Genomic DNA, 22,241 nt, shown 5'->3' with positions numbered 1-22,241 from the left:
CGTGGGCCCCATGAACGACATCACGCCCTTCCGCGTTGACATCCCCCAAGCCGACCTTGACGACCTGCGTGACCGCCTGCGCCGCACCCGCTGGGCGCGGCAGCTTCCCGGTGGCGGATGGCGGCGCGGTGTCCCGGTGGACTACCTGCGGGAGCTGGCCGCGTACTGGGCCGACGGGTTCGACTGGCGGGCGCAGGAAGCCAGGCTGAACGCGTTCCCGCAGTTCACCACCGAGATCGACGGGCAGCGGGTGCACTTCCTGCACGTGCGCTCGCCCGAGCCCGGCGCGCTGCCGCTGATCCTCACGCACAGCTGGCCCAGCTCGGTCGCCGAGTTCCTGGAGCTGGCCGGGCCGCTCGCCGACCCGCGCGCGCACGGCCTCGACCCGGCGGTGGCCTTCCACGTGGTGGCGCCCTCGCTGCCCGGCTTCGGCTTCTCGCCGTTCCCCGAGCCCGCCGACGAGCGGCCCTGGTCCGTCGCCCGGGTGGCCCGCGTCTGGGCCGAGCTCATGGCCCGGCTCGGCTACGAGCGCTACGGCGCGCACGGCAACGACGCCGGCGCCCTGGTCACGCCGCAGCTCGCCGCGCTCGACAGCGAGCACGTGGCCGGCGCGCACATCACCGCCGGCCTCGGCATCCCCACCGGCGACCCGGCCGAGCTCGCCGGCGCGACCGAGGAGGAACGCGCCGAGCTGGAGGCGGCGACCGCCTGGATGGGCCAGGGCAGCGGCTACGGCCCCTACCTGGCGGCACGCCCGCAGACGCTCGCGCACGGCTTCGCCGACTCGCCCGTGGCCCAGCTCGCCTACCTGGTCGAGCGGTACAAGGAGTTCGACGGCTGGCCGGAGGAGACCCCCGCCGAGCCGATCCCGCGCGACCTGCTGCTCACCAACGCCTCCCTCTACTGGCTGACCGGCACCGGCGGCTCGTCGTCGTGGACCTACTACGAGGGCGCCGCCGGCCTGCCCGTCGACCAGACGGCCGTGCCCACCGGCGTGTCGCACGGTGGCCCGGCCGCCTTCGCGCGGATCGCCGGGCGCAAGAACACGCTCACCCACTGGGGCGGACGCCACAGCCCCAGCCACATGGTCGCCATGGCCGTCCCCGGCGACGTGGTGGCCGACCTCCGCGCCTTCTTCGGGAGCCTGCCGCTGAAGTAGGGTGCTCGGATGGACATCCAGCGGGCGGCGGGCGCGGACGCGGGCGAGATCCTCACCCTCCAGCGGGCCGCGTACGTGAGCGAGGCCCAGCTCTACGGCGACCCGTACATCCCGCCGCTGGTGGAGTCCGTCGAGCAGGTCCGCAAGGCCATCGAGGCGGGGGTCGTGCTCAAGGCCGTCGAGTCCGGCCGCGTCGTCGGGTCGGTGCGCGGCACCCTGGCCGGGGCCACGTGCCTGGTCGGGCGGCTCGTGGTCGCCCCCGACCGGCAGGGCAGGGGCCTGGGCACCGCGCTGCTGACCGCGCTGCACGAGCGGGTGCCGGAGGCCGAGGCGTTCGACCTGTTCACCGGCCACCTGTCGGAGTCCAACCTGAGGCTCTACCGCCGCCTGGGCTACCGCGAGACGCACCGCGAGCGGATGGACGACCACCTGACGCTGGTCCACCTGCGGCGCGGGTAGGCTGCGGGCGTGCTGAAGATCGGACTCACCGGCGGCATCGGGTCGGGCAAGAGCGAGGTGGCCAGGCGGCTGGCCGCCAGGGGCGCCGTGGTCATCGACGCCGACCGGATCGCCCGCGAGGTCGTCGAGCCGGGCACGCCCGGCCTGGCCCGGGTGGTGGCGGAGTTCGGCGACGGCATGCTGCGGGCCGACGGCTCGCTCGACCGGGAGAAGCTCGGCGGCATCGTCTTCGCCGACCCCGACCGGCTCGCCGCGCTCAACGCCATCGTCCACCCGCTGGTGGGGGAGCGGGTCGCCCGGCTGCAGGGCGAGGCCGACGACGACGCCATCGTCGTCTACGACGTGCCGCTCCTGGCGGAGAACAAGCTCGCCCCCATGTACGACGTCGTCATCGTGGTCGACGCGGCCGACGACGTCCGGGTCGCCCGGCTGGCCGAGCACCGCGGCATGGCCGAGCACGACGCCAGGGCCCGCATCGCCGCCCAGGCCACCCGTGACGAGCGCCTGGCCGTGGCCGACGTGGTGATCCCCAACGAGGCGGGCCTGGACGAGCTGGAGGCGCGCGTCGCCGAGGTGTGGGACGACCTCGTCAGGCGCGCCGCCCGCGCCTGACCGCCCGCGCTGCCACGGCGCCGCGGTCAGGAGGTCGCCGTCAGAAGGGCGCGTCGAGCGGCACCTGGCGGACCCCGGGCAGGTGCGCGTCCAGCTCGCCGAGCTCGAAGCGCGCCATGCCGAGCACGTGCCAGAACTGCCCGGCCGTGTCCCCGTGCACCTTGTAACGCCCGTCCGGAGCCAGCGCCGCCCACCCCTCGGGCAGCCCCAGCAGCGTCGTACGGCGCTCAGCGCCCTCCCAGAGGATGACCACGCCGTCGTCCCCCGCACTGGCCAGCAGGTCGGAGACAGGGCTGTAGGCGACCGACCAGACGCGCCTGGAGTGTCCCGGCAGCGTGTGCAGCAGCCGCCCGGTGGCGGCGTCCCACACGCGCACGGCGCGGTCGTCGCCGCCGGTCGCCAGCCGCTCGCCCGAGGCGTCGAAGCTGACGCTCCACAGCCGTCCCGCGCTCGCCCGCATCGTGTGGCGCAGCGCCGGCTGCCACGGCTGGCCGGGACGCAGCTCCCACAGCATGGCCAGCCCGTCGTTGCCGCCGCTCGCCAGCCGGCGGCCGGAGGGCGAGAACGCCACCGAGTAGACGCGGTCGGTGTGCCCTTCGAGGGTCGCCACCCGGCCGCCCGACTCCACGTGCCACAGCCGGACCAGCCGGTCGTCGCAGCCCGTGGCCACGTAGCGGCCGTCGGGGCTGAAGGCGATCGAGCGGACCCGGCCGCGGTGGTCGCCGAGGTTGGTGACCATGCGGCCGGTCGAGCGCCACCAGATCCGCACGCTGTCGTCGTCGTTGGCCGTGGCCAGCATGTTGCCGTCGGGGCTGAACGCCTCGGCCCACACGTGGTCGGTCTCGACGTTGAGCTCGCGCTCGTAGTCGCCGGTGGCGGCGTTCCAGAAGTGCACGCCGCCGTCGTTGCTGGAGGCGGCCAGGACCGGCCCGGCCGGTGAGAACAGCGCCGACACCAGCCGGTCGGCGCGGCCGGGCACCTCCCGCAGCAGCCGCCCGGCGCGCGGCTCCCACACGCGCACGACGCCGTCGTTGCCGCTGGTGGCCAGCATCGAGCCGTCGGCGCTGAAGCGCACCGAGGTGATCCGCCTGCCGTGGCCGCGCAGCACCCGCTGGCACTGCCCCGACACCGGGTCCCACAGCCGTACGGTGCCGTCGTTGCTGCTGGTGGCGAGCTGCTCGCCGTCGGGCCGCCAGGCGAACGGCCACACCGAGCTGCGGTGCCCGGTCAGCTCCACCCGGTGCGGCGAGCCGACCGGCTGCAGCCGCACCACGCCGCCCGCGTCGCCGGTGGCCAGCGTGTGGCCGTCGGGCGAGAACGCCACCTGGTAGACGGCGGCGGCGTGGGTGGTGTGCAGGCCGCGGAACTCTCCCTCCGGGTCCCACAGCCGCACGTCGCCGGAGGTGTCGCCGGTGGCCAGCAGCGACCCGTCGGGGGAGAACGTCACGCAGTAGAGGCTGCCGCGGTGGCCGGTGAGCGCCGCCCGCGACGTCCACGTACGCGTCTCCCACACCCGCAGCGTGCCCGCCTCGTCGCCGGTGGCCAGCAGCGTGCCGTCGGGGCTGTGCACGGCCCGGAACACCGAGCCGCGGTGGCCGTCGAGGGTGCCGGTCAGCTCGCCGCCGGCCAGGCTCCACACCCGCACCACGCCCGCCGAGTCGCCGGTCACCAGCGTCGAGCCGCCGAACGAGGCCGTGTAGACGGGCGCCTGGTGCCCGGCCAGCTCGTGCACCAGGTCGCCGGTGGCGGTCTCCCAGACCCGCACTACGCCGTCGCCGCCGCCCGCCGCGACCAGCTCGCCCGACGGGCTCAGCCGCAGCGGCCACACGCCGTCGGCGTGCCCGGTGAGCTGCCGCAGCGGCTCGCCGGTGGCCGAGTCCCACAGCCGTACGGTGCCGTCGCTCGCGCCGGTGGCCAGCAGTTCGCCGGCGAACGCGACCGCGTAGACGCGGCCGCCGTGGCCGTGCAGCGTGCGCACCGGCAGCCCGCCCGCGCACAGCAGCACGTCGCCGTCCTCGTTGCCGATGGCGATCGTGGAGCCGTCGGGGCTGTAGGCGATCGGCTCCGGCAGCCGGCTGGTCTGGAAGTGATAGCCGTACGGGACGCCGATCGCGGCCGGGGCGAGCTGGATCTCCACCGGCTGGCCGGGGGCCACGGCCGCGCCCGGCAGGTGGGGCAGCGTGCCCGTCACGTTGATGAGCGCGGCCCGGTGCCAGCGGGCGCCCTCGACCGAGGCGTCGCTCAGGTCGGAGCGGGCCAGCCGGGCCCCCGACAGGTCGGCGCCGCGCAGGTCGGCCCCCGCCAGCACGGCCCCGTCGAGCCGGGCCCCGGTCAGCTTCGCGTCACGCAGGACGGCCCTGGTCAGGTTGGTGCCCGCGAGCGTGGCCCCGCTCAGGTCGGCGCCCGTCAGGTCGACCTCCTGAAGGTCGCGCGCCGACAGGTCCTCGCCCTTGAGGTTGGCGCCGCGCAGGTCGGCCTTGGCCGGGGTGCGCAGCCTGGCCGCGATCTTGACGGCGTTCGCGCGGGCCACGTCGTCGGCGGGCGGGTCGGCCACCCAGGCGCGCAGTGTGGGCACGTCGGCCAGGTCGCACAGGAACTCGATGCTCAGCGCCGACAGCGGCCCGCGCGACAGCGCGGCGGGGGAGCCGAGGGTGGCCGCGACGTGCCGGGCGATCAGCCACTCCATCACCGAGGTGTGGATGAACCCGAACATGCCCTCCTCGGTGCGCACCAGCAGGCTGCCCGACCCCACGGCGTGCGCGGTGTGAGCTACCGTGAGCTGGCCGCTGGCCAGGTCGACCAGCGTCTCGGCGATCTCCGTCAGCTCGTCCAGGCCCAGCAGCGACTCGCCGGAGTCCCACAGCCGCAGCGCCAGCGCCGTCACCGCCCGCAGCAGCTCGTCCCTGGTCAGCGAGGCGGGCGAGCCGGGCACCTTGGCCCGGCGCTCCTCGAAGGCCAGCCACGACTGCAGGATCTCCTCGTACAGCAGCGCCGGGCTGATCGTGTGGCGGGCGCCGGCCACCATGCGCAGCCGGTCGGTGTCGAGGTCGGCGATGAAGCTCAGCATCCGCGGGTTCTGCGCCAGCGCCAGCAGGTCCTTGATGCCCTCCATGAGCGACATGCGGGCGCCGGCCTCGTCGCCGTCGTCGAACCGGTTGGCCAGGTAGGAGCGGATCTGGTCGTGGGTGAAGTCCTCGACGCCGAGCACCCGCCGCTGCGGCAGCACGCCCACCATCTCGCCCAGCGACGTCAGCACCTGGCTGTGCGACTTGAAGTGCTGGGTGCGGCTGGCGACCACGATCTTGGCCTTGTCCTCGGCGGCGGCCAGCAGCGTCGCCAGGTGGTCGGCTGCCCTGTCGTAGGTGAGCCGGGTGACGAGCTCGTCGAACCCGTCGAACAGCAGCACGATCCGGCCCTGGCGCAGCAGGTAGCGGAACGCCTTGAGGTCGATGAACTCCTCACCGTGGTTGGCCAGGTGGGCGGCCACCAGCCCGTCGACGGAGTGGGCCTTGTCCAGGGCGCGCAGCTCGATGAAGATCGGCGTCAGGTGCGGCAGCTCGACCGGGATGCGCCGGGCCAGCTCGCGCAGCGCGAACGTCTTGCCGTGGCCGAAGTCGCCGAGCAGCAGCAGGAACCGGCCGTGGTCGGCCGACAGCAGCCGCATCAGCTCGTCGGTCAGGCCGTCCTTGACGTGCTGGCCGGGCCGGTCGAGCTCGCGGTAGCGCTGCGGCACGTACAGCTCGGGCGGGTAGCGGTGGTCGGCGGCGAGCCTGGCGGTCTGCTCGCCGACGTAGCCCGACAGGTCGAGCAGCCCCTGGAACTCGGTGAAGCTGCGCAGCCGCACGCCGCGCCGCATGAGGTCCTCGCGCAGCGCGCGGGCCGGGGGCGGCCCCTGGTAGACGAGCTCGGCGGCCAGCTCCGCCGCGTGCGCGCGCCGGACGAAGTCGGCCGCGTCGGCGGGCGTGAGCTCGCCCACGTGCGCGCCGATCATGAGCTGGCGGACGAACCCGTCCTCTGGGTGGGTGACCACCAGGTGGCCGGGCAGGCGGCGGATGCGGGCCCGCTCGTGGCGGGCCTCGCACACCTCGGTGATGCGGTCGAGCAGCAGATCGACGGGGCTCGGCTCGCGCTCGCCCGAGCTCGCGGCCAGCGCGGGAGGCGGCGTGCCGGGGGTCTCGCCGGTGAAGGTGGCGCGGGCGGCCCGCCAGGTGCGCCGGGAACGTTCCGGCGCGCCGCCGTCGGGCAGCCACACGCGCGTCTCGGCGGGGGTGAGCTCGACGACGTGGTGGCGGCCGGCGCGCGGCGCGGCGATCGCCGCCTCACCGGCCTGGCCGGGGCCGTGGAACAGCAGGTTGAGCCGGTGGGCCAGCAGCCGGTCGAAGGCGGGCGCGTCGTGCAGCGCGGCCGGCGGGTGGCCCATCACGCCCAGCCGCAGCCACGCTCGCTCCTCGTAGGGCCGCAGCCGCTCGGCGAACCAGGCGGCCTGCGCCTCGCCGATCAGCGGGTAGGCGTCGCGCTCCAGGTGGCTCATCGCCATCGTGGAGTTGAGCCCGGCCACGACCACCTGGAGGTCGGGCACCTCGAACAGCGTCCACGGCTGTCCGCCGTCGAACACCCGGTCGTCCAGCCCCTGGTAGACCTCGCCGAACAGGCCCGCGAAGTGCCGCCACTTGGGCCAGTAGGGGGGCTGCGGGGTGACGTCGTCGGCCTCGCACGTCAGGAAGTAGGCGCTCGCGGCGGCCTTGGTGACGTCGCGCGGACCCGGCACGATCACCAGCCGGTGCGGCTCCAGCCCGATGAGCAGCCGTAAGTCGGTGACGAACTGGGTCGCCTGGCCGAACTGGCCGAGGCTGCCCGACTCGGTCAGGTCGCCGCTGACCACCATCAGGTCGGGCCGCGGCATGCCCCGGTCGTACATGGCGGTCAGGTCGGCCCAGATCCGCGCCTGGAGGTCCTCGGGCGTGAACGGCTCGCCCGGCTCGGGCAGCGCCCGGCCGAAGCGCGGCCCGGCGATGTGCAGCACGGCGAGCGACTCGCGGCGCTCCCTCGGCCCGGTGGCGGGCGGGAACTTCGGCGCGGAGACCGGCGTGCGCCGGGCGCGGGCCGGGTCGGCGGGCGGCGGCAGCGTCGGCACCGCGGCGGGCGGCGCCCCGGCGGTCGGGAACGCGGGCGCGGCCTGCGGCTTGGCCCGGCCGGCCAGCGCCTCGCCGACCCGGCCCAGCAGCGCCGCCCTGGCCTGCCCCGGGTCGGTGACGCCCAGCAGGTCGACCCAGGTGATCGTGGACAGCAGCCCTTCGAGCTGCACGTCCTCCAGCCGGATCGTGACGAGCTTGTTGGAGGGGTTGTCGGGGTCGGCGCGCAGCGCGGCCTGCCACTCCAGGCGGCCGTAGCGCGAGCTCAGGTAGTTGCGCGACAGCACCGCCACGACGAGCTGCGCCTCGCTGACGCCGCGGTCCATGAAGTCGATGAAGTTGGTGCCGGGCACGAAGTCCCACGCCTGGATCATCGTGCGATATCCGGCCGCCTCAAGTTCCCAGGCGATCCAGGTCGCCCAGGCCGTGTCGGCGGGGGAATAGCTGACGAAGATCTGGGTCGGCCTGCCGTCACGTGCCATCCCCCCAGTATCGCCCGGAGGATCGGAGTTTCCCAGCACGTGTGCGATCATCGTCGGGTGTTGCGGCGTCTTGGCGTGCTCGACTGGATCCGGGTCGGGTTGCTCGCGCTCGGCCTGCTCTTCGTGGCGACCGGGCTGCTGCCGCTGGCCGAGGCCACGGCGAGCCTGACCGAGATCGGGCCGCTGCTGGTGTTCCTGGTGGGCGTCATCGTGCTGGCCGAGCTCACCAAGGAGGCTCAGGTCTTCGACGCGATCGCGGCAAGAATGGCGGTTCTCGGGCGCGGCAACTATTTCGCCCTTTTCTTGCTTTGTACGGTCTTTGCGTCATTTATTACGATATTTCTCAATCTTGATACGACTGCGGTGTTGCTCACGCCGGTGATGCTGGCCCTGGCCCCCAAGGCCCGCATCGCGGCGCTGCCGCTGGCCATGACCACGATCTGGTTCGCCAACACTGCCAGCCTGCTGTTCCCGGTCTCCAACCTGACGAACCTGCTGGCCATGCACCGCATCGAGCTGAGCCCGCTGGAGTTCGCCTCCTTCATGTGGGCGCCGCAGGCGGTCGCGATCGCGGTCACGATGGCGTTCCTGTGGGCGTACTTCTGGCGGCGCGGGCGGCGGCGCGACCTGCGCTACACCCCGCCGCTGCTGGAGCCGATCGCCGACCGGGCGCTGTTCACCGCCGCGTCGGCGGCCTGCGTGCTGTTCATCGTCGCGCTGCTGGCCAGGGTCGAGGTGTGGGCCGCGGCCACGGCGGCGGGGCTCGTCGTCGTGGTGGCGTTCGCGGTGCGCGACCGCAAGCGGCTGACCTGGCGGCTCGTGCCCTGGCAACTGCTGATCTTCGTCACCGGGCTGTTCCTGGTCGTGCCCACGCTCAGCCGCTACGGCCTGGACGACCTCATGCACTGGATGCTCGGCGACGAGCGCGACCCGTACCGGACGGCGGCCGTCGGCGCGGGCCTGGCCAACGTGGTCAACAACCTGCCCGCCTACAAGGCGCTCGAAGGCGTCATCCCGGCAGGCGACCGGGGACAGCTGTTCGCGCTGCTCGTCGGCACCAACGTGGGCACCGTCGTCACCCCGTGGGCGTCGCTGGCCACGCTGCTGTGGTTCGAGTCGTGCCGCCGCCACGACGTCCGGGTGCCCATGCGCCGCTTCCTGCTGACCGGCGCCGGGCTGGCCGTCACCGGGGTGCTGGCGACCACGTGGGCGCTGGTGGCCTTCGGCTGAGGGACCGGGGGCGGGGGAAGTCGGGGACAATGGTCGCCATGGCCAAATCACCTCTGATCAGATGTTTCGGTCTTGCCCTGGTGGCGGCGGCAGCGTTGACCGGCTGCGGCACGTCCGGCTCCGCCGCCTCGGTGCCCACCCCCTCCAGCTCGGCGTCCACGCCCTCCCAGAGCCCGGCGAGCTCCGGAACCCCGCAGAAGGTGGTGCGCAAGGTCAAGCTGGAGGTGCTCGGCAAGGGCGAGGCCGTCCAGCCGATCGCCTACAACGCCGACGAGAGCGGCACCGAGACCGCGGCCACCCTGCCCTGGTCGAGGACGGCCGACATCGAGCTGACCGGCGCCGAGCAGGAGGTCGGCCGGCTGGTCTCCATCGTGGCCGGCTCCGTGCGTGACAAGAACGGCCAGTTCAGGCCCGCGCCCTGCCGCATCACCGTCGACGGCGAGCGAGTCGTCACCGCCAAGGGCCTGTGCAAGTATCTCCTCAAGTAGTGCGGCGGCGCACCGTCGCGACGCGGCGAGCGCGGCGCCTGACGCGGCGCTCGTCCTCCTCGGCCGGCCTGTCCGGCCTCTCCTCCGACGGCCGCGGCCCGACCACGGCCGCGAACCACGGATGCGCCCACTCCCTGCGCTCGTCGCCGCTCATGCCGCCGCCCGTGGACCGGGATAGGCGCCCGCCACGGCCTCCAGCGCCCAGCGCATGCGGGTGACGAAGGCGTCCGGGTGGTCGCCCGCCTCCTGCGCCACGTAGGCGGCGCATCCGGCGTGGCCGCCGCACGCGCACAGCCTCCGGTCGATCGCCGCCCGGATCTCCCTCGCGGACACGGCGCCGGACGCGGTGTCGGACGGCTGCACGGCGGAGGCGAAGAGCACCTGCGCGAGCTCCGTCACGCTCAGCCGGGTCAGCATGGTCGCCATGGGGTTCTCCTCTCCACCGGTGCCGCCGGAACGCGCACCTGTTAGTGAGACGTCGAAAGGCGCGGAAAGTTATCGACATTCCGCGCCGGACCTTCAAGATTTTTACGAATTCAAGATCGTCACGCCAGGAGCGACAGCAGCCCCGGCATGGCCTTCGGGTGGGCCGCCACGAAGCTGCGGTCGGCCGTGCCCTCGATGCTCTCGTCGAACGGCCCGCCGTCGAGCGCCCGGATCTCGGCGCCCGCCTCCCGTGCGATCAGCACGCCCGCCGGCAGGTCGATCAGCTCCGCGCGGTAGCCGATGATCGCGTCGATGTCGCCGCGCGCCAGCATCGCCCACGTCAGCAGCGGGGCCCACAACTGCAGCACCCGCCTGGCAGCCAGCTCCAGCCTCGTGCGCAGCGCTCGCGCCGCAGCGTCGTGCCTGGTCACAGCATACCCCTGGGTCCAAGCCAGTAGCGGCCCATGTGGTGCGGACCGGTGCGGAAGGGACATCCGGGCGCCCGAGGAGTCCAGCGTGCCGCCGTCGCGCACCGCCGACCACGTACGGGACGTCACCGGGTCGTGCACCACCCCGAGCACCGGTCGCCCGCCGTGGCACAGCGCCAGCCCGACCACGTACGCGGGCAGCCCGATCGCCACGTTGTTGGTCCCGTCGAGCGGGTCCACCAGCCACGTCCACTCACTGCCCGAGACGCCCAGCAGCCCCGACTCCTCGGCGATGACCGCGTGCGACGGGTAGGCGGTGAGGATCCGCTCCAGCAGCAGCTTCTCCGACGCCAGGTCCAGATCGGTCACCACGTCGCCGGAGCCGCCCTTGGCCCGCACCCCCACCGCGCCCGCGGCGCCGTCCACCAGCAGCCGCCCGGCGGCCTCGGCCGCCTCGACGGCCAGCGTTCGCGCGCGGTCCAGGTCCATCGGCACCCCTCAGCTCAGGCGGGCGGTGATCAGGCGTACGGCGAGCGCCGTCTCCCGGGCGTCGAGCGGCTGCCTCGACACGTGGTGGTCGCCCGCCCCGAGCGGGCCAAGCGACAGGTCGCGGCTGCCCGGGCGGCCCCGCCCGAGCGCGACCGTGGCGGCCTCGCCGCCCTCCGGCACGACGCTGCTGTGGAAGCGGCCGGCCGGCAGCGTGTAGGTGTCGCCCGGCCCGAACGACTCCACCAGGCCGGTGCGGTGCCGGACCGTGCGCGGGGTGGGTGAGATGCGGTCGCCGTCTGCGGCGCTGACCACCTCGAACACCCGGTGCGTCGCGTTCGGGCCCGCGTCGTCGAGCACCGCGTGCACGTTGCGCACCTGGCCGTAGAGCACGTGGCTGACCAGGTCCCAGCTGTGGCAGTGGATCTGCGAGGTGGTGCTGGTCGCCGGCGCGAGCGAATCGGACCACAGATGGATGCATACCCCCTCGCCGCCGTCCCGCTCCAGCGGGAGGCAGACGAATCCCAGGGGGTGCCGCACGGCCCGGACCTCGCCGGAGACCGCCTCCAGCGCCCACGCCCTGGCCCGGCCCTGAACGACCTGCTCGTAGACGCCCGCGTAGCTCATGACCCGTGCCCGCGCGCCGGCTCGCCGTACGGGTCGACGGCGCGCAGCGCCTTGCGCGCGATGTCGACCACGTCGCGCCCGTCGTAGGACTTGGGGAGCGGCATCCCGATGCGCTCGAACAGGTCCTGCACCTCCTCGATCGTGGGCTCGTCGCTGAGCGGCACCCGCTTGTACATCTCCAGCGGCACCCGGCGCGCCTGCTCGAAGCTCAGGCGCAGCTCGGTGTCGCCGTTCTCGTAGTAGAAGGTGTCGGCCAGCGCCGTCATCGCCATGTTCGGGTCCTCGACGGTCATGATGAGGCGGCTGCTGGACAGGTCCCAGCGGAACGTCGTCATCGTGGCCGACAGGCCCACGCCGATGTCGAGCAGCCCGTAGCGCTGCCGGTGCCAGAACGCGGCCAGGATCGTCGCGTACGACTCCTTCCTGGCCCGGTCGGTGGTCCACGTCTCGCCGGTGCCGTCGGGCAGGTCCGACAGCGAGCGGCGGTAGTGGGCGTACGTCTCGCACACCTCGGCGTCGGTCGGGTCGATGATCTCGATCCGTACGGTGAGGTGGCGCTTGTCGCGGCGGGCGGCGGCCACGCACACGGGCAGCGTGACGGCGCGCAGGTAGGTGCCGGTGCCGCCCTTGAAGCTCCACCGGGAGGTGTCGCGGCGGGCGTCGGCGTGCGCCTGGGCGATCTCCTGGGAGCTGCCGAGCACCCGGACGAGCTGGAGGGCGTCGAGCGCCTTGCGGGTGCCCTGCACCAGGTTCTCGATCTGCTCCAGCCGCTCCAGCCGGACGGGGAGCTGGGCGAGCGCGCCGGAGGTGATGGTCTCCTCGACGGGGGCCTGCCGCGCCCGGTCGCGCAGCAGCGCGGTCGCCACCAGGGCCAGGATCACCAGCGTCGCGGCGCTGACGAGCTGCGCCTGGACGCTGGGCGGGACGATGTCGTCGGGCATGATGCCCAGCACGCCGACCACGATGGCCAGCGCCAAGGCGATCGCCACGTCCGCGTTCTGGGCCGCCCAAGGGGCGATCCGCCGCAACGCCCCCACGAACCGTGCCATCGCTCGCCCCGCATCCCGACGATCAGTCAGTCCCGGGGTCATGGTAACGAGCGCGTCAGGTCCCTGCCAGGCGCGGAAGGCGTACCTCTCCATGAAGGACGGGAGGGCGGCGCGGACGCCGCCCTCCCGTCGCCGGGCCGGCTAGAACCAGCCGCGCCGGCGCGCCATCTGCTCCAGCCCGTGCTGGAGCGCCTGGTCGACGGCCTCCGGGGCGTCGCCGTAGCGGACGGTGAAGCGGTTGTAGGAGTCGTGACCGGAGGTCAGGAAGCCGCCGCGCTGGTCGGCCTCCAGGATGACCTCCATCTGCCTCGGCCCGGCGATGAACGTCAGCTCCAGCTCGTTGAAGTGACGCCGCCACTGGCCGCCCGCGTAGTACTCGATCTCCTGGAAGAACGGCATCGTCGAGCCGTGCAGCGTGCCCCGCTCCAGGTCGGCCTTCTTGAACTGGAAGCCGAGCCGGTCCAGGGCGCGGATGACGTGCTCCTGCGCCGGCAGCGGGGTGACGAACAGCGGGTCGAGGTCGCCCTTGTCCAGGGCTCCGGCCAGCGCGAGCTCGGTGCGCACGCCCAGCCGCATGCCGGGCAGCGCGTGGCCGCCGATCGCGCTGATCGGCGTCTCCCACGGCACCGGGATCTCGAACGGCTGCCCGTGCTCGGCCCTGGCGGCGAGCTGGAACGGCCCGGCGACCGCCTGGCGCAGGAAGCTGTAGGTCGTCTTGTACTCGTTGTCGCCCGACTCGACCTCGACCACGGCGGTCAGGTCCAGGTAGATGCCCTCCACCTTGTAGTCGGAGCCGCCGCCGCGGAAGTTGACCACCCCGCGCAGCGGCTCGCCGGGGCGCACGGTGGCGTTGGTCAGCACCGTGTCTACTTCGACGCCCGCGCCGAACGCGGCCATCAGCTTGCGGAACACCATGAGTCCTCCTTAGGGGGTCGGCGCCTGGTCCTTGCCGTTGGCCGAGAAGCGGGGGAGAAGCTGGGCCAGCAGCAGGGTGGACAGCGCGGAGTCGCCGCCGCCCTGCTGGGTGCGGACCACCAGCGGCTGCGGGGCGTTCTCCGCCAGTTTGGCGCCCACGTCGAGGCGCTTGCGGGCCAGCTCGTACTGCAGCACGGCCCGGTTGTCGCGGTAGGACTCGGCCAGCCGGCGCAGCGCCTTGGCCTCGTTCTCGGCGGCGGTCAGCTCGGCCCGGCCGCGCGCCTCGATCTCCCAGCGCACCCGCTGCGCCTCGGTCTCCTGCTCCTCCAGCATGCGCGCCACGTCCTTGCGCGCCTTGTTGTGGGCGGCCTTGACCTCGACCACGCGGGCGTCGCGGGTCTTCTTGGACCGCTCGATCTCCATCAGCAGCGTGTCGATGCGGCGCTTGCGGGTCAGCTCCCATTCGCGCTCGTAGGCCGACAGCTCCTTGGCGACCTTCTCGCGGGTGGACAGGTGCTGCTGGTACTGGTCGGGCAGCTGCACGTCGGGGATGTTGGCGCCGGTGACGCGCACCCCGTAGCGGCCGAGCTGGCGGTTGAGCGCGTCCTGCATGTCGCCGACGTCGGAGCCGCGCAGGTCGTAGGCCCGCTCGGTGTTGACCCTGCGGCTGCGCTGCCGGATGGCGTCCTGGACGGCGCTGGACAGCACCAGGTCGAAGTTGCCGGCGCCGATCGTGCGGACGAACGCCACCGGGTCGACGATGCGGAACTTCAGGAAGAACTCGATCGACTTCAGCGGCACGTTCTCGGCGGTCGGGCAGGCCACGATCGGCGCCGAGTACGGGATCTCGGTGGAGGTGTCGACGACCGCGTCGACCCGGTCCCACGGCAGCCACAGGTAGTGGCGGCCAGGGGGCAGCGTGCCGGTGATGGCGCCCCAGTGGCTGCGCACCCCGGTGGTGCCCTCCTCGATCTCGATGATGGCCCGGCGCCACACCGTCAGCAGCGCCACGAGCAGGAAGAACAGCGCGGCCAGCGCGGCCATGACGGTCCAGTCGGTCAGCACCGCCATCCCGGCGAAGTAGACCGCGATGAACACCAGCGCCATCCAGGAGAAGCCGCGCCGGTCCTTGGGGATCACGACGGGGACGAGCTGGCCCTGCTCGCCGCCGCGCAGCAGCTGGCGGATCTCCGACCAGGACGCCAGCGACTCCTTGATCTTCGAGAACTCGCGGCTCATCGGACCTCACCCTCGATGCTCTGGGGGACGGCGCCTTCGGGGGCGGCCTGATGGCGGCCCTCGGGGGAGCCCAGGACGGCGAGGTCCGGGTCGGGCGCCTCGGTGACCTCGTCCTCGACCTTCTTGAGCAGGGCGCCGATCTCGGCCTCGCGGCCGGAGACGCGCCTGCCGATCTCGGCCAGGCGGGAGCGGATGGCGGCCATGTCCTCGGGCGTGAACAGCACCGCGGCCTTGCTGCCGACGAGCTGCTGGGCCAGCTCCAGGAAGTCGATGTCGCTGTTCTCGCCGACGTGCACGACCTGGGGCAGCCGGCCGGAGACCGTCTCCAGCTTGTCCAGCAGGTCCTGCTGGAAGCGGTAGTCGAGGATCTCGGGGGCCTCGGCCGCGCTGAGCGCCCGGATGTCGAGCGCCTGCGCCTCCAGCAGCGCCGAGTTGGCCTTGGCGGACGACTCGGCCTCGACCAGGCGCTGCCTGGCCTGCGCGGTCGCCTGGTGGGTGGCCCGCTCCAGCGCGGTGTCCATGCGGGCCTGGTAGCCGGCGATCTCGGCCTGGATGGCGCTCAGCGTCTCCTGCAGCCCGGCCAGCTCCTTGATCAGGTCGCCCTCGTTCTGCTCCTTGCGGAGCTGGAGCTCGTACTCGTAGGTGTACGCCTCCTTGGCCACGCGGACCATCTCGGGGGCGGCCAGGTCCATGCGGTATTCCTGGCTGGACGGCTCGGCGTGCGTGATGTTCACGTCGGTCAGGCGCACGGCGGGCAGGAACTGCTGGTTGAGGTTGTCGAGCATGCCGACCGTGCTCTCGCCCACCAGGTCGTAGATGTCCTCGGCGCGCTGGGCGTAGATCAGCGACCGGGTGACCTCGCTGATGGCGTTCTGCAGCTTGGACTGGAAGCCGCTCACCGAGCCGAGCACGAAGATGAACTCGGCCGGGTTCTCGATCCTGAACTGCAGGAACAGGTCGACGCTGGCCTTGACGCCCTGCTGGGTGGGCGCCTCGCTGATGGGCGCGTTGAAGGGGTATTCGCGGGTGGTGTTGACGATGTAGCTGACCCGCTTCCAGGGGTTGAGCAGCGTCACGCGGCCCGGGTCGGCGATGTGCACGAGCTTGCCGAACTTGGTGATCAGGGCCTTGCAGCCCTCGGGCACCATGACCACGCTGCGCCGCCACCACAGGAACACGGCCGCCAGCACCAGCACGACCCAGTAGTGGGGGCCGAAGAACAGCTCGGTGTTGGGGATGACGTTGCCGAGGGCGCCGATCAGGCCGAGAACGATGAGGATGCCCAGCGGCACGATCACCTTGGCGGTGTTGCCCTTGGGGATCACCACCGGGGAGATGACGTGCATGCCGTTCTCGGCGAAGCTGCGGTTGACGATCTCGCCGGCCTCGTTGAGCGACGCGGTGCGCGCCTCGATCTGCGTGCCGATCGACACGCCGCCGTCACGGGCGGCGGCGAAGTCGTGCGGGTTGAGGGCGAAGCCCTGACCCTGCCCGCCGAGCTGGCCCGCCTGCTGGGCGACCTGCCCGACCGCCTGGCTCATGGCCTGGCGTACGTTTCCTCCTTGGGCGACCGCTTGGGCTACGCCCTGGCCTGCCTGGATCAAGGCCTCTCTGGGTCGTGACATCGCACCTTCCTCTTCCGCTACAGGCGGATTCGACCGTATCGGGTGCGACTTAAAGATCGCTTGCAATCGAATGTCATAGGAGTATTGCGATCAATAGTATATGTGCTATCAATGTAGTACACCTACTATATGGAGGGGGTCATGGGCGCTGCTACGACACTGGATGGAGACATCACTGTGATGAAAGCCGCCTCCGCCATCGAGGTCCGCGACCTGCGCATGAGCTACGGGACCCACGAGGTGCTGCGCGGCGTCGACTTCCGGGTGGCCCCCGGCGAGGTGGTCACGCTGCTCGGCCCCAACGGCGCGGGCAAGACCACCACGATCGAGATCCTCGAAGGCTTCCGCGCCCCGTCGGGCGGCCACGTGCGGGTGCTCGGCACCGAGCCCGTCAAGGGCGACGAACGCTGGCGGGCCCGCCTCGGCGTCGTCCTGCAGTCCTGGCGCGACCACGGCCGCTGGACCGTCCACGGCCTCCTCGACCACCTGGGTCGCTACTACGCGCCCTACTCCGCCCCCGGCCGGCGGCGCCCGACGCCCACCGCCGAGCTCATCGAGGCCGTCGGCCTGACCGGGCACGCCGGGCAGCGCGTCAGCCGGCTGTCCGGCGGCCAGCGCCGCCGCCTCGACGTGGCCATCGGCATCGTCGGCCGCCCCGAGGTGCTCTTCCTCGACGAGCCGACCGCCGGCTTCGACCCGCAGGCCCGCCGCGACTTCCACGACCTGGTGCACCGGCTGTCCGACCTGGACGACACCACCATCCTGCTCACCACGCACGACCTGGACGAGGCCGAGAAGCTCGCCGACCGCATCCTCATCCTGGCCGGCGGCCGGATTGTCGCCGACGGCAGCGCCGACAAGCTGTCACGCGAGGCCTCCCGCGACGCCCAGGTCCGCTGGAGCCGCGACGGCGAGCACTTCGTGCACGCCACCGAGGACGCCACCGGCTTCGTACGCGGCCTGTTCCAGCAGTACGGCGACCAGATCGGCGACCTGGAGGTCCGGCGCGCCACGCTGGAGGACACCTACATGGCCATCCTCAAGAAGGAGGAAGGATGAACCCCACCGCGCACGCCGCCCGGCTCGGCCTGGCCAGAGGGTGGATCGAGTTCCGGCACGCCCTCGCCAACCCCCAGGACATCGGCTTCACGCTCGTCACCACGGCCGCGTTCGTCACCGTGCTCTACTTCCAGCGCGGCGCGACCGTGCCCGGCACCGACCTGTCGCTCGCCGCCGCCACGATGCCCGGCATCCTCGGCCTCGGCATGGCCTTCAACGGGCTCATGGGCGCCGTCGGCTCCCTGTCCGTCGAACGCGAGGACGGCACGCTGCTGCGGGCCAAGGCGCTGCCGCAGGGCATGCTCGGCTACCTGGTCGGCCGCGTCGTGTCGGTCTCGCTCTCCGCGCTCGGCAGCCTCCTGCTCGTGTCCGTCGCCGGGCTGATCCTGCTGCCCGAGCTCGCCGCCGCCGGAGCGGGCGGCTGGCTCACCGTGCTCTGGGTGGCGGTGCTCGGGCTGACCGCCATGCTGCCGTGGGGCGCCGTCATCGGCTCGCTGAGCGCCAACCCGCAGACCGCCGCCGGGCTGTCGATGCTCTGCTTCGGCGCGCTCACCGCCATCTCCGGCATCTTCTACCCGATCACCGCGCTCGCCGGCTGGCTGCAGGGCCTGGCCCAGGCGTTCCCGATCTACTGGCTGGGGCTCGGCATGCGCTCGGCCCTGCTGCCCGGCGCGGCGGCCGCCGCCGAGCTGGGCGGCTCCTGGCGCACCCTGCCCACGATCGGCGTGCTGCTGGCCTGGACCGTGGCCGGGCTCCTGCTCGCGCCGCCGATCCTGCGCCGGATGGCCCGCCGCGAGTCGGGCTCCCTCATGCAGTCGCGGCGCGATCGGGCACTGCAGCGCATCGGCTGAGAAGATGGGCGACGATGAGCGAGACCGTCTACAACCGCATCGCCCTGCTCCGCGCCGAGCGGGGCGTCAGCCGCAGGCAGCTGGCCGACGCCCTGGGGGTCCACTACCAGACCGTCGGCTACCTGGAGCGGGGCGAATACAGCCCCAGCCTCTACCTGGCGCTGCGGATAGCCGAATACTTCGAGGTGCCGGTGGAGGTCGTCTTCTCCACCGCGCCCTTCCCCCGCATCGGGGAGCGGACGGCCTGACCGATTCTGTCGGTCGGGCCGCCTAAAGTGGGCAGCATGCGACCGGTCACAGATTTGCAGCGGAAGGTGGCGCCGTTCGAGGTCGTCACCGAGATGACTCCCTCGGGCGACCAGCCGACGGCCATCGCCGAGCTGGAGCGCCGCGTCAAGGCCGGCGCCAAGGACAGCGTGCTGCTCGGCGCCACCGGCACCGGCAAGACCGCCACCATCGCGTGGCTCATCGAGCGGCTGCAGCGGCCCGCGCTCGTCATGCAGCCCAACAAGACCCTCGCCGCCCAGTTCGCCAACGAGCTGCGCGAGATGCTGCCCAACAACGCGGTCGAATACTTCGTCTCCTACTACGACTACTACCAGCCCGAGGCGTACGTCCCGCAGAGCGACACCTACATCGAGAAGGACTCCTCGATCAACGACGAGGTCGAGCGGCTGCGCCACTCGGCCACCAACTCGCTGCTCACCCGCCGCGACACCATCGTCGTCGCCTCCGTCTCCTGCATCTACGGCCTGGGCACCCCGCAGGAGTACGTCGACCGCATGGCCCGGCTGCGCGTCGGCATGGACGTCGACCGCGACCAGCTCCTGCGCCGCCTCGTCGACATGCAGTACACCCGCAACGACCTGGCCTTCACCCGGGGCACGTTCCGGGTGCGCGGCGACACGATCGAGATCATCCCCAAGTACGAAGAGCTCGCCGTGCGCATCGAGATGTTCGGCGACGAGATCGAGAAGCTGTCCACGATGCACCCGCTGACCGGCGAGGTCATCACCGAGGACGAAGAGCTCTACATCTTCCCCGCCTCCCACTACGTCGCCGGCGAGGAGCGCATGGCCGCCGCCGTCGCCGGGATCGAGGCCGAGCTGACCGACCGGCTGGCCGAGCTGGAGCGCCAGGGCAAGCTGCTGGAGGCCCAGCGGCTGCGCATGCGCACCACCTACGACATCGAGATGATGCGCCAGATCGGCACCTGCTCCGGCATCGAGAACTACTCCCGCCACATGGACGGCCGCCCCGCCGGCAGCGCCCCCAACACGCTGCTCGACTACTTCCCCGAGGACTTCGTCCTGGTGCTCGACGAGTCCCACCAGACCGTGCCGCAGATCGGCGCCATGTACGAAGGCGACGCCTCCCGCAAGCGCACGCTCGTCGACCACGGCTTCCGGCTGCCGTCCGCGATGGACAACCGGCCGCTGAAGTGGGAGGAGTTCCTGGAGCGGATCGGCCAGACCGTCTACCTGTCGGCCACGCCCGGCCCGTACGAGCTCGGCCGCGTCAAGGGCGACGTCGTCGAGCAGGTCATCCGGCCCACCGGCCTGGTCGACCCGGAGGTCGTCGTCAAGCCCACCAAGGGCCAGATCGACGACCTGGTGCACGAGATCCGCGAGCGAGCCGACCGCGACGAGCGCGTCCTGGTCACCACGCTGACCAAGAAGATGGCCGAGGACCTCACCGACTACCTGCTGGAGCTCGGCATCCGGGTCCGCTACCTGCACAGCGAGGTCGACACGCTGCGCCGCATCGAGCTGCTGCGCGAGCTGCGCGTCGGCGAGTACGACGTGCTCGTCGGCATCAACCTGCTGCGCGAGGGCCTCGACCTGCCCGAGGTGTCGCTGGTGGCCATCCTCGACGCCGACAAGGAGGGCTTCCTGCGCTCCGAGACGTCGCTCATCCAGACCATCGGCCGCGCCGCCCGAAACGTCTCCGGCCAGGTCCACATGTACGCCGACAAGGTCACGCCGTCCATGGAGCGGGCCATCGACGAGACCAACCGGCGCCGGGCCAAGCAGGTCGCCTACAACGAGGCCAACGGCATCGACCCGCAGCCGCTGCGCAAGAAGATCGCCGACATCCTCGACTCGCTGCAGCGCGAGGACGCCGACACCCAGCAGCTCATGGGCGGCGGGCGCAGCCAGTCCCGGGGCAAGGCCCCCGTCCCCGGCTTCGCCGCCGCCAAGGCCGGCCAGCACGCCAAGGCCATCGCCGGCGAGATGCCGAGGGCGCAGATGGAGTCGCTGATCGAGTCGCTCACCGAGCAGATGCACCAGGCGGCGGCCGACCTCCAGTTCGAGGTCGCCGCCCGGCTCCGAGACGAGATCAAGGAGCTCAAGCGCGAGCTTCGCGACATGCGCGAGGCCGGCATCAGTTAACCCTCTGGAGGACGACGTGTCGCTCGACCTGTTCGCAGGCGTCCCCGTCACCGACTACGCCGCCGCGCTGCCGTGGTACGAGCGGCTGTTCGGCGGGCCGCCGTCGTTCCTGCCCAACGACATCGAGGCGGTGTGGGAGGTGGCCCCCGGCCGCCACGTCTACATCGTGCAGGCGCCCGAGCGGGCGGGTCACGCGCTGGTGCTGGCGTTCGTCGACGACCTGGACGCCCGGGTCGCCGGCCTGGCCGCCCGCGGCCTGGAGCCCGCCCGCCGCGAGACGTACGAGGGCGGCGTCACCAAGGTCACCTACCGCGACCCGGAAGGCAACGAGCTCAGCTTCGGCGGCGCCCTGGAGCCCCGGGCATGAGGGAGGGCCCGCGCCGCGTGGTGGCGTGGGCCCTTGACGGACGGGTGGGCGGGGTCAGCTGGTGGAGCTGTTCTTGGTGACGTCGCCGGTGGCCGCGTCGACCGTCACCTCGTGCTTGGTGCCGTTGGGGGTGACGACGTCCGACTCCCAGACGGTCTTGCCGTTGCTGCTGTCCAGGTTCAGCTCGGTGATGCGCCCCTGCGGGACCGAGGCGGCGATCTTGTCGGCGGCCTGGGCGTAGGTGAGCTTGGCGGCCTTGACCCGCTCCAGATGCTTCTGCTTGTCCTCGGCGTCCGACTCCTCGGCGGTGGGGCCGTTCACCACCTGGCCGCTGGCGCCGTCGACGTCCATCTGCTGCTCGGCGCCGGTGTTGTCGACGACCTGGACCTCCCAGAGCTTGCCGCCCTCCTCGCTCTCGATGGAGATGAGCGTGGAGTTCGGGACCGCGGCGAGTGCGGCCTCGGCGGCCTTCTTGAGATCGGCGACGCCTGCCGTGGTGGCGCCCGGCGAGGGGCTGCCGTCGGTGGGGGAGGGCGTCGCGTCCGTGCCCGTGGGCGAGGCCTCGGGGTCCGTCGGCGAGTCCTCCGGGTCCACGGGCGGGCTCCCCGGGTCGACGGGCATGTCCTCCGTGCCGGTCGGCGCGGGGGCCGGCGACCCGGCCGCCTGAGCGGTCCCGGTCTCGCCCGGCGCGGCCGGGCCGCAGCCCGCGCCGGTCAGCAGTGCGGCGCTCGCCAGCGTGGCGCCGATGATCTTGTTGCGCTTGGTCTCCCCGTTCATGCGGGGACGACTGCCCGGAATGTGCTGGTATATCACCCGGTCAAGGACTGTTGTACGGTTCCCGGCCCGCGCATGACGCTCGCTCAGCCGAGCGGGCTGGCGTGACGCGGCTCGTACAGGCCGATCGTGGCGCCGCTGGGCAGCGTCAGCGTCGTCGCCATGCCGTACCCCTCGTCGGTGACGGGACCGGCGGCCACGCCCCGCGCGGCGAGACCGGCGACGGTCCCGGCGACGTCGTCGCACATCAGGTGCAGCGTCACCACCGGATCGGCGTCGGTCGGATGGACGCCCAGCTCGGCCGGCGGCGTCCTGAAGATCAGCCACCCGTCCCCGGACGCCGCGTCCTCCACGTGCGGCCATTCGAGCACGTCACGCAGGAACGCCCGGTCCGCCTCCGGATCCCGGCTGTGGAACAGCAGATGCAGTCCGCGAATCAC

At 72.4% G+C, this 22,241-nt stretch carries 21 protein-coding genes; 10 read left to right on the top strand and 11 right to left on the bottom strand.

The annotated features are described in order from the left end of the window. The first annotated feature begins 10 nt into the window (after positions 1-10). From AB0G11_RS34780 to coaE, 3 genes are read left to right on the top strand one after another with little or no spacing between them, the layout of a single operon-like run. Positions 11-1,159 (top strand): epoxide hydrolase, encoded by a 1,149-nt coding sequence (locus AB0G11_RS34780; RefSeq protein ID WP_219502522.1) that lies wholly within the window; start codon positions 11-13, stop codon positions 1,157-1,159. Positions 1,160-1,168: 9 nt separating this feature from the next. Further along, positions 1,169-1,618, top strand: a complete 450-nt coding sequence (locus AB0G11_RS34775; RefSeq protein ID WP_357590947.1) for a GNAT family N-acetyltransferase — start codon at positions 1,169-1,171, stop codon at positions 1,616-1,618. A gap of 9 nt (positions 1,619-1,627) precedes the next feature. Then, on the top strand, positions 1,628-2,230 hold the full coding sequence (coaE, locus tag AB0G11_RS34770) for a dephospho-CoA kinase (protein WP_357590946.1): 603 nt from the start codon (positions 1,628-1,630) through the stop codon (positions 2,228-2,230). A 40-nt stretch (positions 2,231-2,270) separates the two neighbouring features. Here the strand turns inward: coaE and AB0G11_RS34765 are convergent, their stop codons facing one another. Then, complete coding sequence (locus AB0G11_RS34765) at positions 2,271-7,844, bottom strand: TIR domain-containing protein (RefSeq protein WP_357590944.1); 5,574 nt, start codon at positions 7,842-7,844, stop codon at positions 2,271-2,273. A 57-nt stretch (positions 7,845-7,901) separates the two neighbouring features. Between AB0G11_RS34765 and AB0G11_RS34760 the strand changes: the two genes are divergently transcribed. After that, positions 7,902-9,074, top strand: a complete 1,173-nt coding sequence (locus tag AB0G11_RS34760) for an SLC13 family permease (protein ID WP_357590942.1) — start codon at positions 7,902-7,904, stop codon at positions 9,072-9,074. A gap of 38 nt (positions 9,075-9,112) precedes the next feature. Continuing rightward, positions 9,113-9,562, top strand: a complete 450-nt coding sequence (locus tag AB0G11_RS34755) for a hypothetical protein (RefSeq protein WP_357590940.1) — start codon at positions 9,113-9,115, stop codon at positions 9,560-9,562. Here the strand turns inward: AB0G11_RS34755 and AB0G11_RS34750 are convergent. From AB0G11_RS34750 to AB0G11_RS34715, 8 genes are all read right to left on the bottom strand, one after another. After that, complete coding sequence (locus AB0G11_RS34750; protein WP_219502537.1) at positions 9,555-9,716, bottom strand: hypothetical protein; 162 nt, start codon at positions 9,714-9,716, stop codon at positions 9,555-9,557. The genes AB0G11_RS34755 and AB0G11_RS34750 overlap by 8 nt on opposite strands. Further along, positions 9,713-9,988, bottom strand: a complete 276-nt coding sequence (locus tag AB0G11_RS34745) for a hypothetical protein (protein WP_219502547.1) — start codon at positions 9,986-9,988, stop codon at positions 9,713-9,715. Before AB0G11_RS34745 ends, AB0G11_RS34750 begins: the two co-directional genes overlap by 4 nt. A gap of 119 nt (positions 9,989-10,107) precedes the next feature. Then, entirely contained in the window at positions 10,108-10,905 is a 798-nt protein-coding gene (locus tag AB0G11_RS34740) for an inositol monophosphatase family protein (protein WP_219502550.1), read from the bottom strand. Positions 10,906-10,914: 9 nt separating this feature from the next. Beyond that, entirely contained in the window at positions 10,915-11,529 is a 615-nt protein-coding gene (locus AB0G11_RS34735; protein ID WP_219502553.1) for a hypothetical protein, read from the bottom strand. Then, a complete protein-coding gene (locus AB0G11_RS34730) occupies positions 11,526-12,578 on the bottom strand; it encodes a hypothetical protein (RefSeq protein WP_246644361.1) in 1,053 nt (350 codons plus the stop codon). Before AB0G11_RS34730 ends, AB0G11_RS34735 begins: the two co-directional genes overlap by 4 nt. Positions 12,579-12,719: 141 nt before the next feature. Next, positions 12,720-13,493 carry a sporulation protein gene (locus tag AB0G11_RS34725; RefSeq protein ID WP_219502556.1) on the bottom strand — a complete coding sequence of 258 codons (774 nt, stop codon included), beginning with the start codon at positions 13,491-13,493 and terminating at the stop codon, positions 12,720-12,722. Between the two features lie 9 nt (positions 13,494-13,502). Then, entirely contained in the window at positions 13,503-14,732 is a 1,230-nt protein-coding gene (locus AB0G11_RS34720) for an SPFH domain-containing protein (RefSeq protein WP_219502560.1), read from the bottom strand. Continuing rightward, positions 14,729-16,357, bottom strand: coding sequence for an SPFH domain-containing protein (locus tag AB0G11_RS34715; RefSeq protein WP_219502563.1), 1,629 nt, complete (start codon positions 16,355-16,357; stop codon positions 14,729-14,731). Before AB0G11_RS34715 ends, AB0G11_RS34720 begins: the two co-directional genes overlap by 4 nt. 180 nt (positions 16,358-16,537) lie before the next feature. On the opposite strand from AB0G11_RS34715, the gene AB0G11_RS34710 reads away from it, so the two are divergent. Genes AB0G11_RS34710 through AB0G11_RS34690 form a run of 5 tightly spaced genes read left to right on the top strand, consistent with a single transcriptional unit; the run spans position 16,538 to position 21,027 of the window. Further along, positions 16,538-17,416: an ABC transporter ATP-binding protein gene (locus tag AB0G11_RS34710; RefSeq protein ID WP_246644362.1), complete on the top strand. Its 879-nt coding sequence runs from the start codon at positions 16,538-16,540 to the stop codon at positions 17,414-17,416. Further along, positions 17,413-18,267: an ABC transporter permease gene (locus tag AB0G11_RS34705; RefSeq protein ID WP_219502569.1), complete on the top strand. Its 855-nt coding sequence runs from the start codon at positions 17,413-17,415 to the stop codon at positions 18,265-18,267. The genes AB0G11_RS34710 and AB0G11_RS34705 overlap by 4 nt, the downstream gene beginning before the upstream one ends. Before the next feature lie 14 nt (positions 18,268-18,281). Then, entirely contained in the window at positions 18,282-18,515 is a 234-nt protein-coding gene (locus AB0G11_RS34700; RefSeq protein WP_219502572.1) for a helix-turn-helix transcriptional regulator, read from the top strand. Positions 18,516-18,551: 36 nt separating this feature from the next. Then, on the top strand, positions 18,552-20,660 hold the full coding sequence (uvrB, locus tag AB0G11_RS34695) for an excinuclease ABC subunit UvrB (protein WP_219502575.1): 2,109 nt from the start codon (positions 18,552-18,554) through the stop codon (positions 20,658-20,660). A gap of 16 nt (positions 20,661-20,676) precedes the next feature. Then, the gene (locus AB0G11_RS34690) at positions 20,677-21,027 is read left to right on the top strand and encodes a VOC family protein (protein WP_357590938.1); all 351 of its coding nucleotides are present in this window, start codon (positions 20,677-20,679) and stop codon (positions 21,025-21,027) included. 54 nt (positions 21,028-21,081) lie between these two features. On the opposite strand, the gene AB0G11_RS34685 is transcribed toward AB0G11_RS34690, so the two are convergent. Together AB0G11_RS34685 and AB0G11_RS34680 are read right to left on the bottom strand one after the other, a co-directional pair. After that, positions 21,082-21,804, bottom strand: coding sequence for a PepSY domain-containing protein (locus tag AB0G11_RS34685; protein ID WP_219502581.1), 723 nt, complete (start codon positions 21,802-21,804; stop codon positions 21,082-21,084). Between the two features lie 83 nt (positions 21,805-21,887). Continuing rightward, the gene (locus AB0G11_RS34680; RefSeq protein ID WP_357590937.1) at positions 21,888-22,241 is read right to left on the bottom strand and encodes an extradiol dioxygenase; all 354 of its coding nucleotides are present in this window, start codon (positions 22,239-22,241) and stop codon (positions 21,888-21,890) included.

The organism is Nonomuraea sp. NPDC023979 (genome assembly GCF_040639085.1).
GTDB classification, from domain to species: Bacteria; Actinomycetota; Actinomycetes; order Streptosporangiales; family Streptosporangiaceae; genus Nonomuraea; species Nonomuraea ceibae.
The sequence above is the reverse complement of the archived record's forward strand: the minus strand, read 5'-3'. Positions and strand labels throughout refer to the sequence as shown.

What these genes read in the sequence shown, in the direction of transcription:
- AB0G11_RS34685 (WP_219502581.1), bottom strand. Translation starts at nt 21,804, where the DNA reads ATGAACGGGGAGACCAAGCGCAACAAGATCATCGGCGCCACGCTGGCG.
- AB0G11_RS34780 (WP_219502522.1), top strand. Translation starts at nt 11, where the DNA reads ATGAACGACATCACGCCCTTCCGCGTTGACATCCCCCAAGCCGACCTT.
- AB0G11_RS34710 (WP_246644362.1), top strand. Translation starts at nt 16,538, where the DNA reads ATGAAAGCCGCCTCCGCCATCGAGGTCCGCGACCTGCGCATGAGCTAC.
- AB0G11_RS34740 (WP_219502550.1), bottom strand. Translation starts at nt 10,905, where the DNA reads ATGGACCTGGACCGCGCGCGAACGCTGGCCGTCGAGGCGGCCGAGGCC.
- AB0G11_RS34730 (WP_246644361.1), bottom strand. Translation starts at nt 12,578, where the DNA reads ATGGCACGGTTCGTGGGGGCGTTGCGGCGGATCGCCCCTTGGGCGGCC.
- AB0G11_RS34745 (WP_219502547.1), bottom strand. Translation starts at nt 9,988, where the DNA reads ATGGCGACCATGCTGACCCGGCTGAGCGTGACGGAGCTCGCGCAGGTG.
- AB0G11_RS34775 (WP_357590947.1), top strand. Translation starts at nt 1,169, where the DNA reads ATGGACATCCAGCGGGCGGCGGGCGCGGACGCGGGCGAGATCCTCACC.
- AB0G11_RS34735 (WP_219502553.1), bottom strand. Translation starts at nt 11,529, where the DNA reads ATGAGCTACGCGGGCGTCTACGAGCAGGTCGTTCAGGGCCGGGCCAGG.
- AB0G11_RS34720 (WP_219502560.1), bottom strand. Translation starts at nt 14,732, where the DNA reads ATGAGCCGCGAGTTCTCGAAGATCAAGGAGTCGCTGGCGTCCTGGTCG.
- AB0G11_RS34705 (WP_219502569.1), top strand. Translation starts at nt 17,413, where the DNA reads ATGAACCCCACCGCGCACGCCGCCCGGCTCGGCCTGGCCAGAGGGTGG.
- AB0G11_RS34715 (WP_219502563.1), bottom strand. Translation starts at nt 16,357, where the DNA reads ATGTCACGACCCAGAGAGGCCTTGATCCAGGCAGGCCAGGGCGTAGCC.
- AB0G11_RS34755 (WP_357590940.1), top strand. Translation starts at nt 9,113, where the DNA reads ATGGCCAAATCACCTCTGATCAGATGTTTCGGTCTTGCCCTGGTGGCG.
- AB0G11_RS34765 (WP_357590944.1), bottom strand. Translation starts at nt 7,844, where the DNA reads ATGGCACGTGACGGCAGGCCGACCCAGATCTTCGTCAGCTATTCCCCC.
- uvrB (WP_219502575.1), top strand. Translation starts at nt 18,552, where the DNA reads ATGCGACCGGTCACAGATTTGCAGCGGAAGGTGGCGCCGTTCGAGGTC.
- AB0G11_RS34750 (WP_219502537.1), bottom strand. Translation starts at nt 9,716, where the DNA reads ATGAGCGGCGACGAGCGCAGGGAGTGGGCGCATCCGTGGTTCGCGGCC.
- AB0G11_RS34700 (WP_219502572.1), top strand. Translation starts at nt 18,282, where the DNA reads ATGAGCGAGACCGTCTACAACCGCATCGCCCTGCTCCGCGCCGAGCGG.
- AB0G11_RS34725 (WP_219502556.1), bottom strand. Translation starts at nt 13,493, where the DNA reads ATGGTGTTCCGCAAGCTGATGGCCGCGTTCGGCGCGGGCGTCGAAGTA.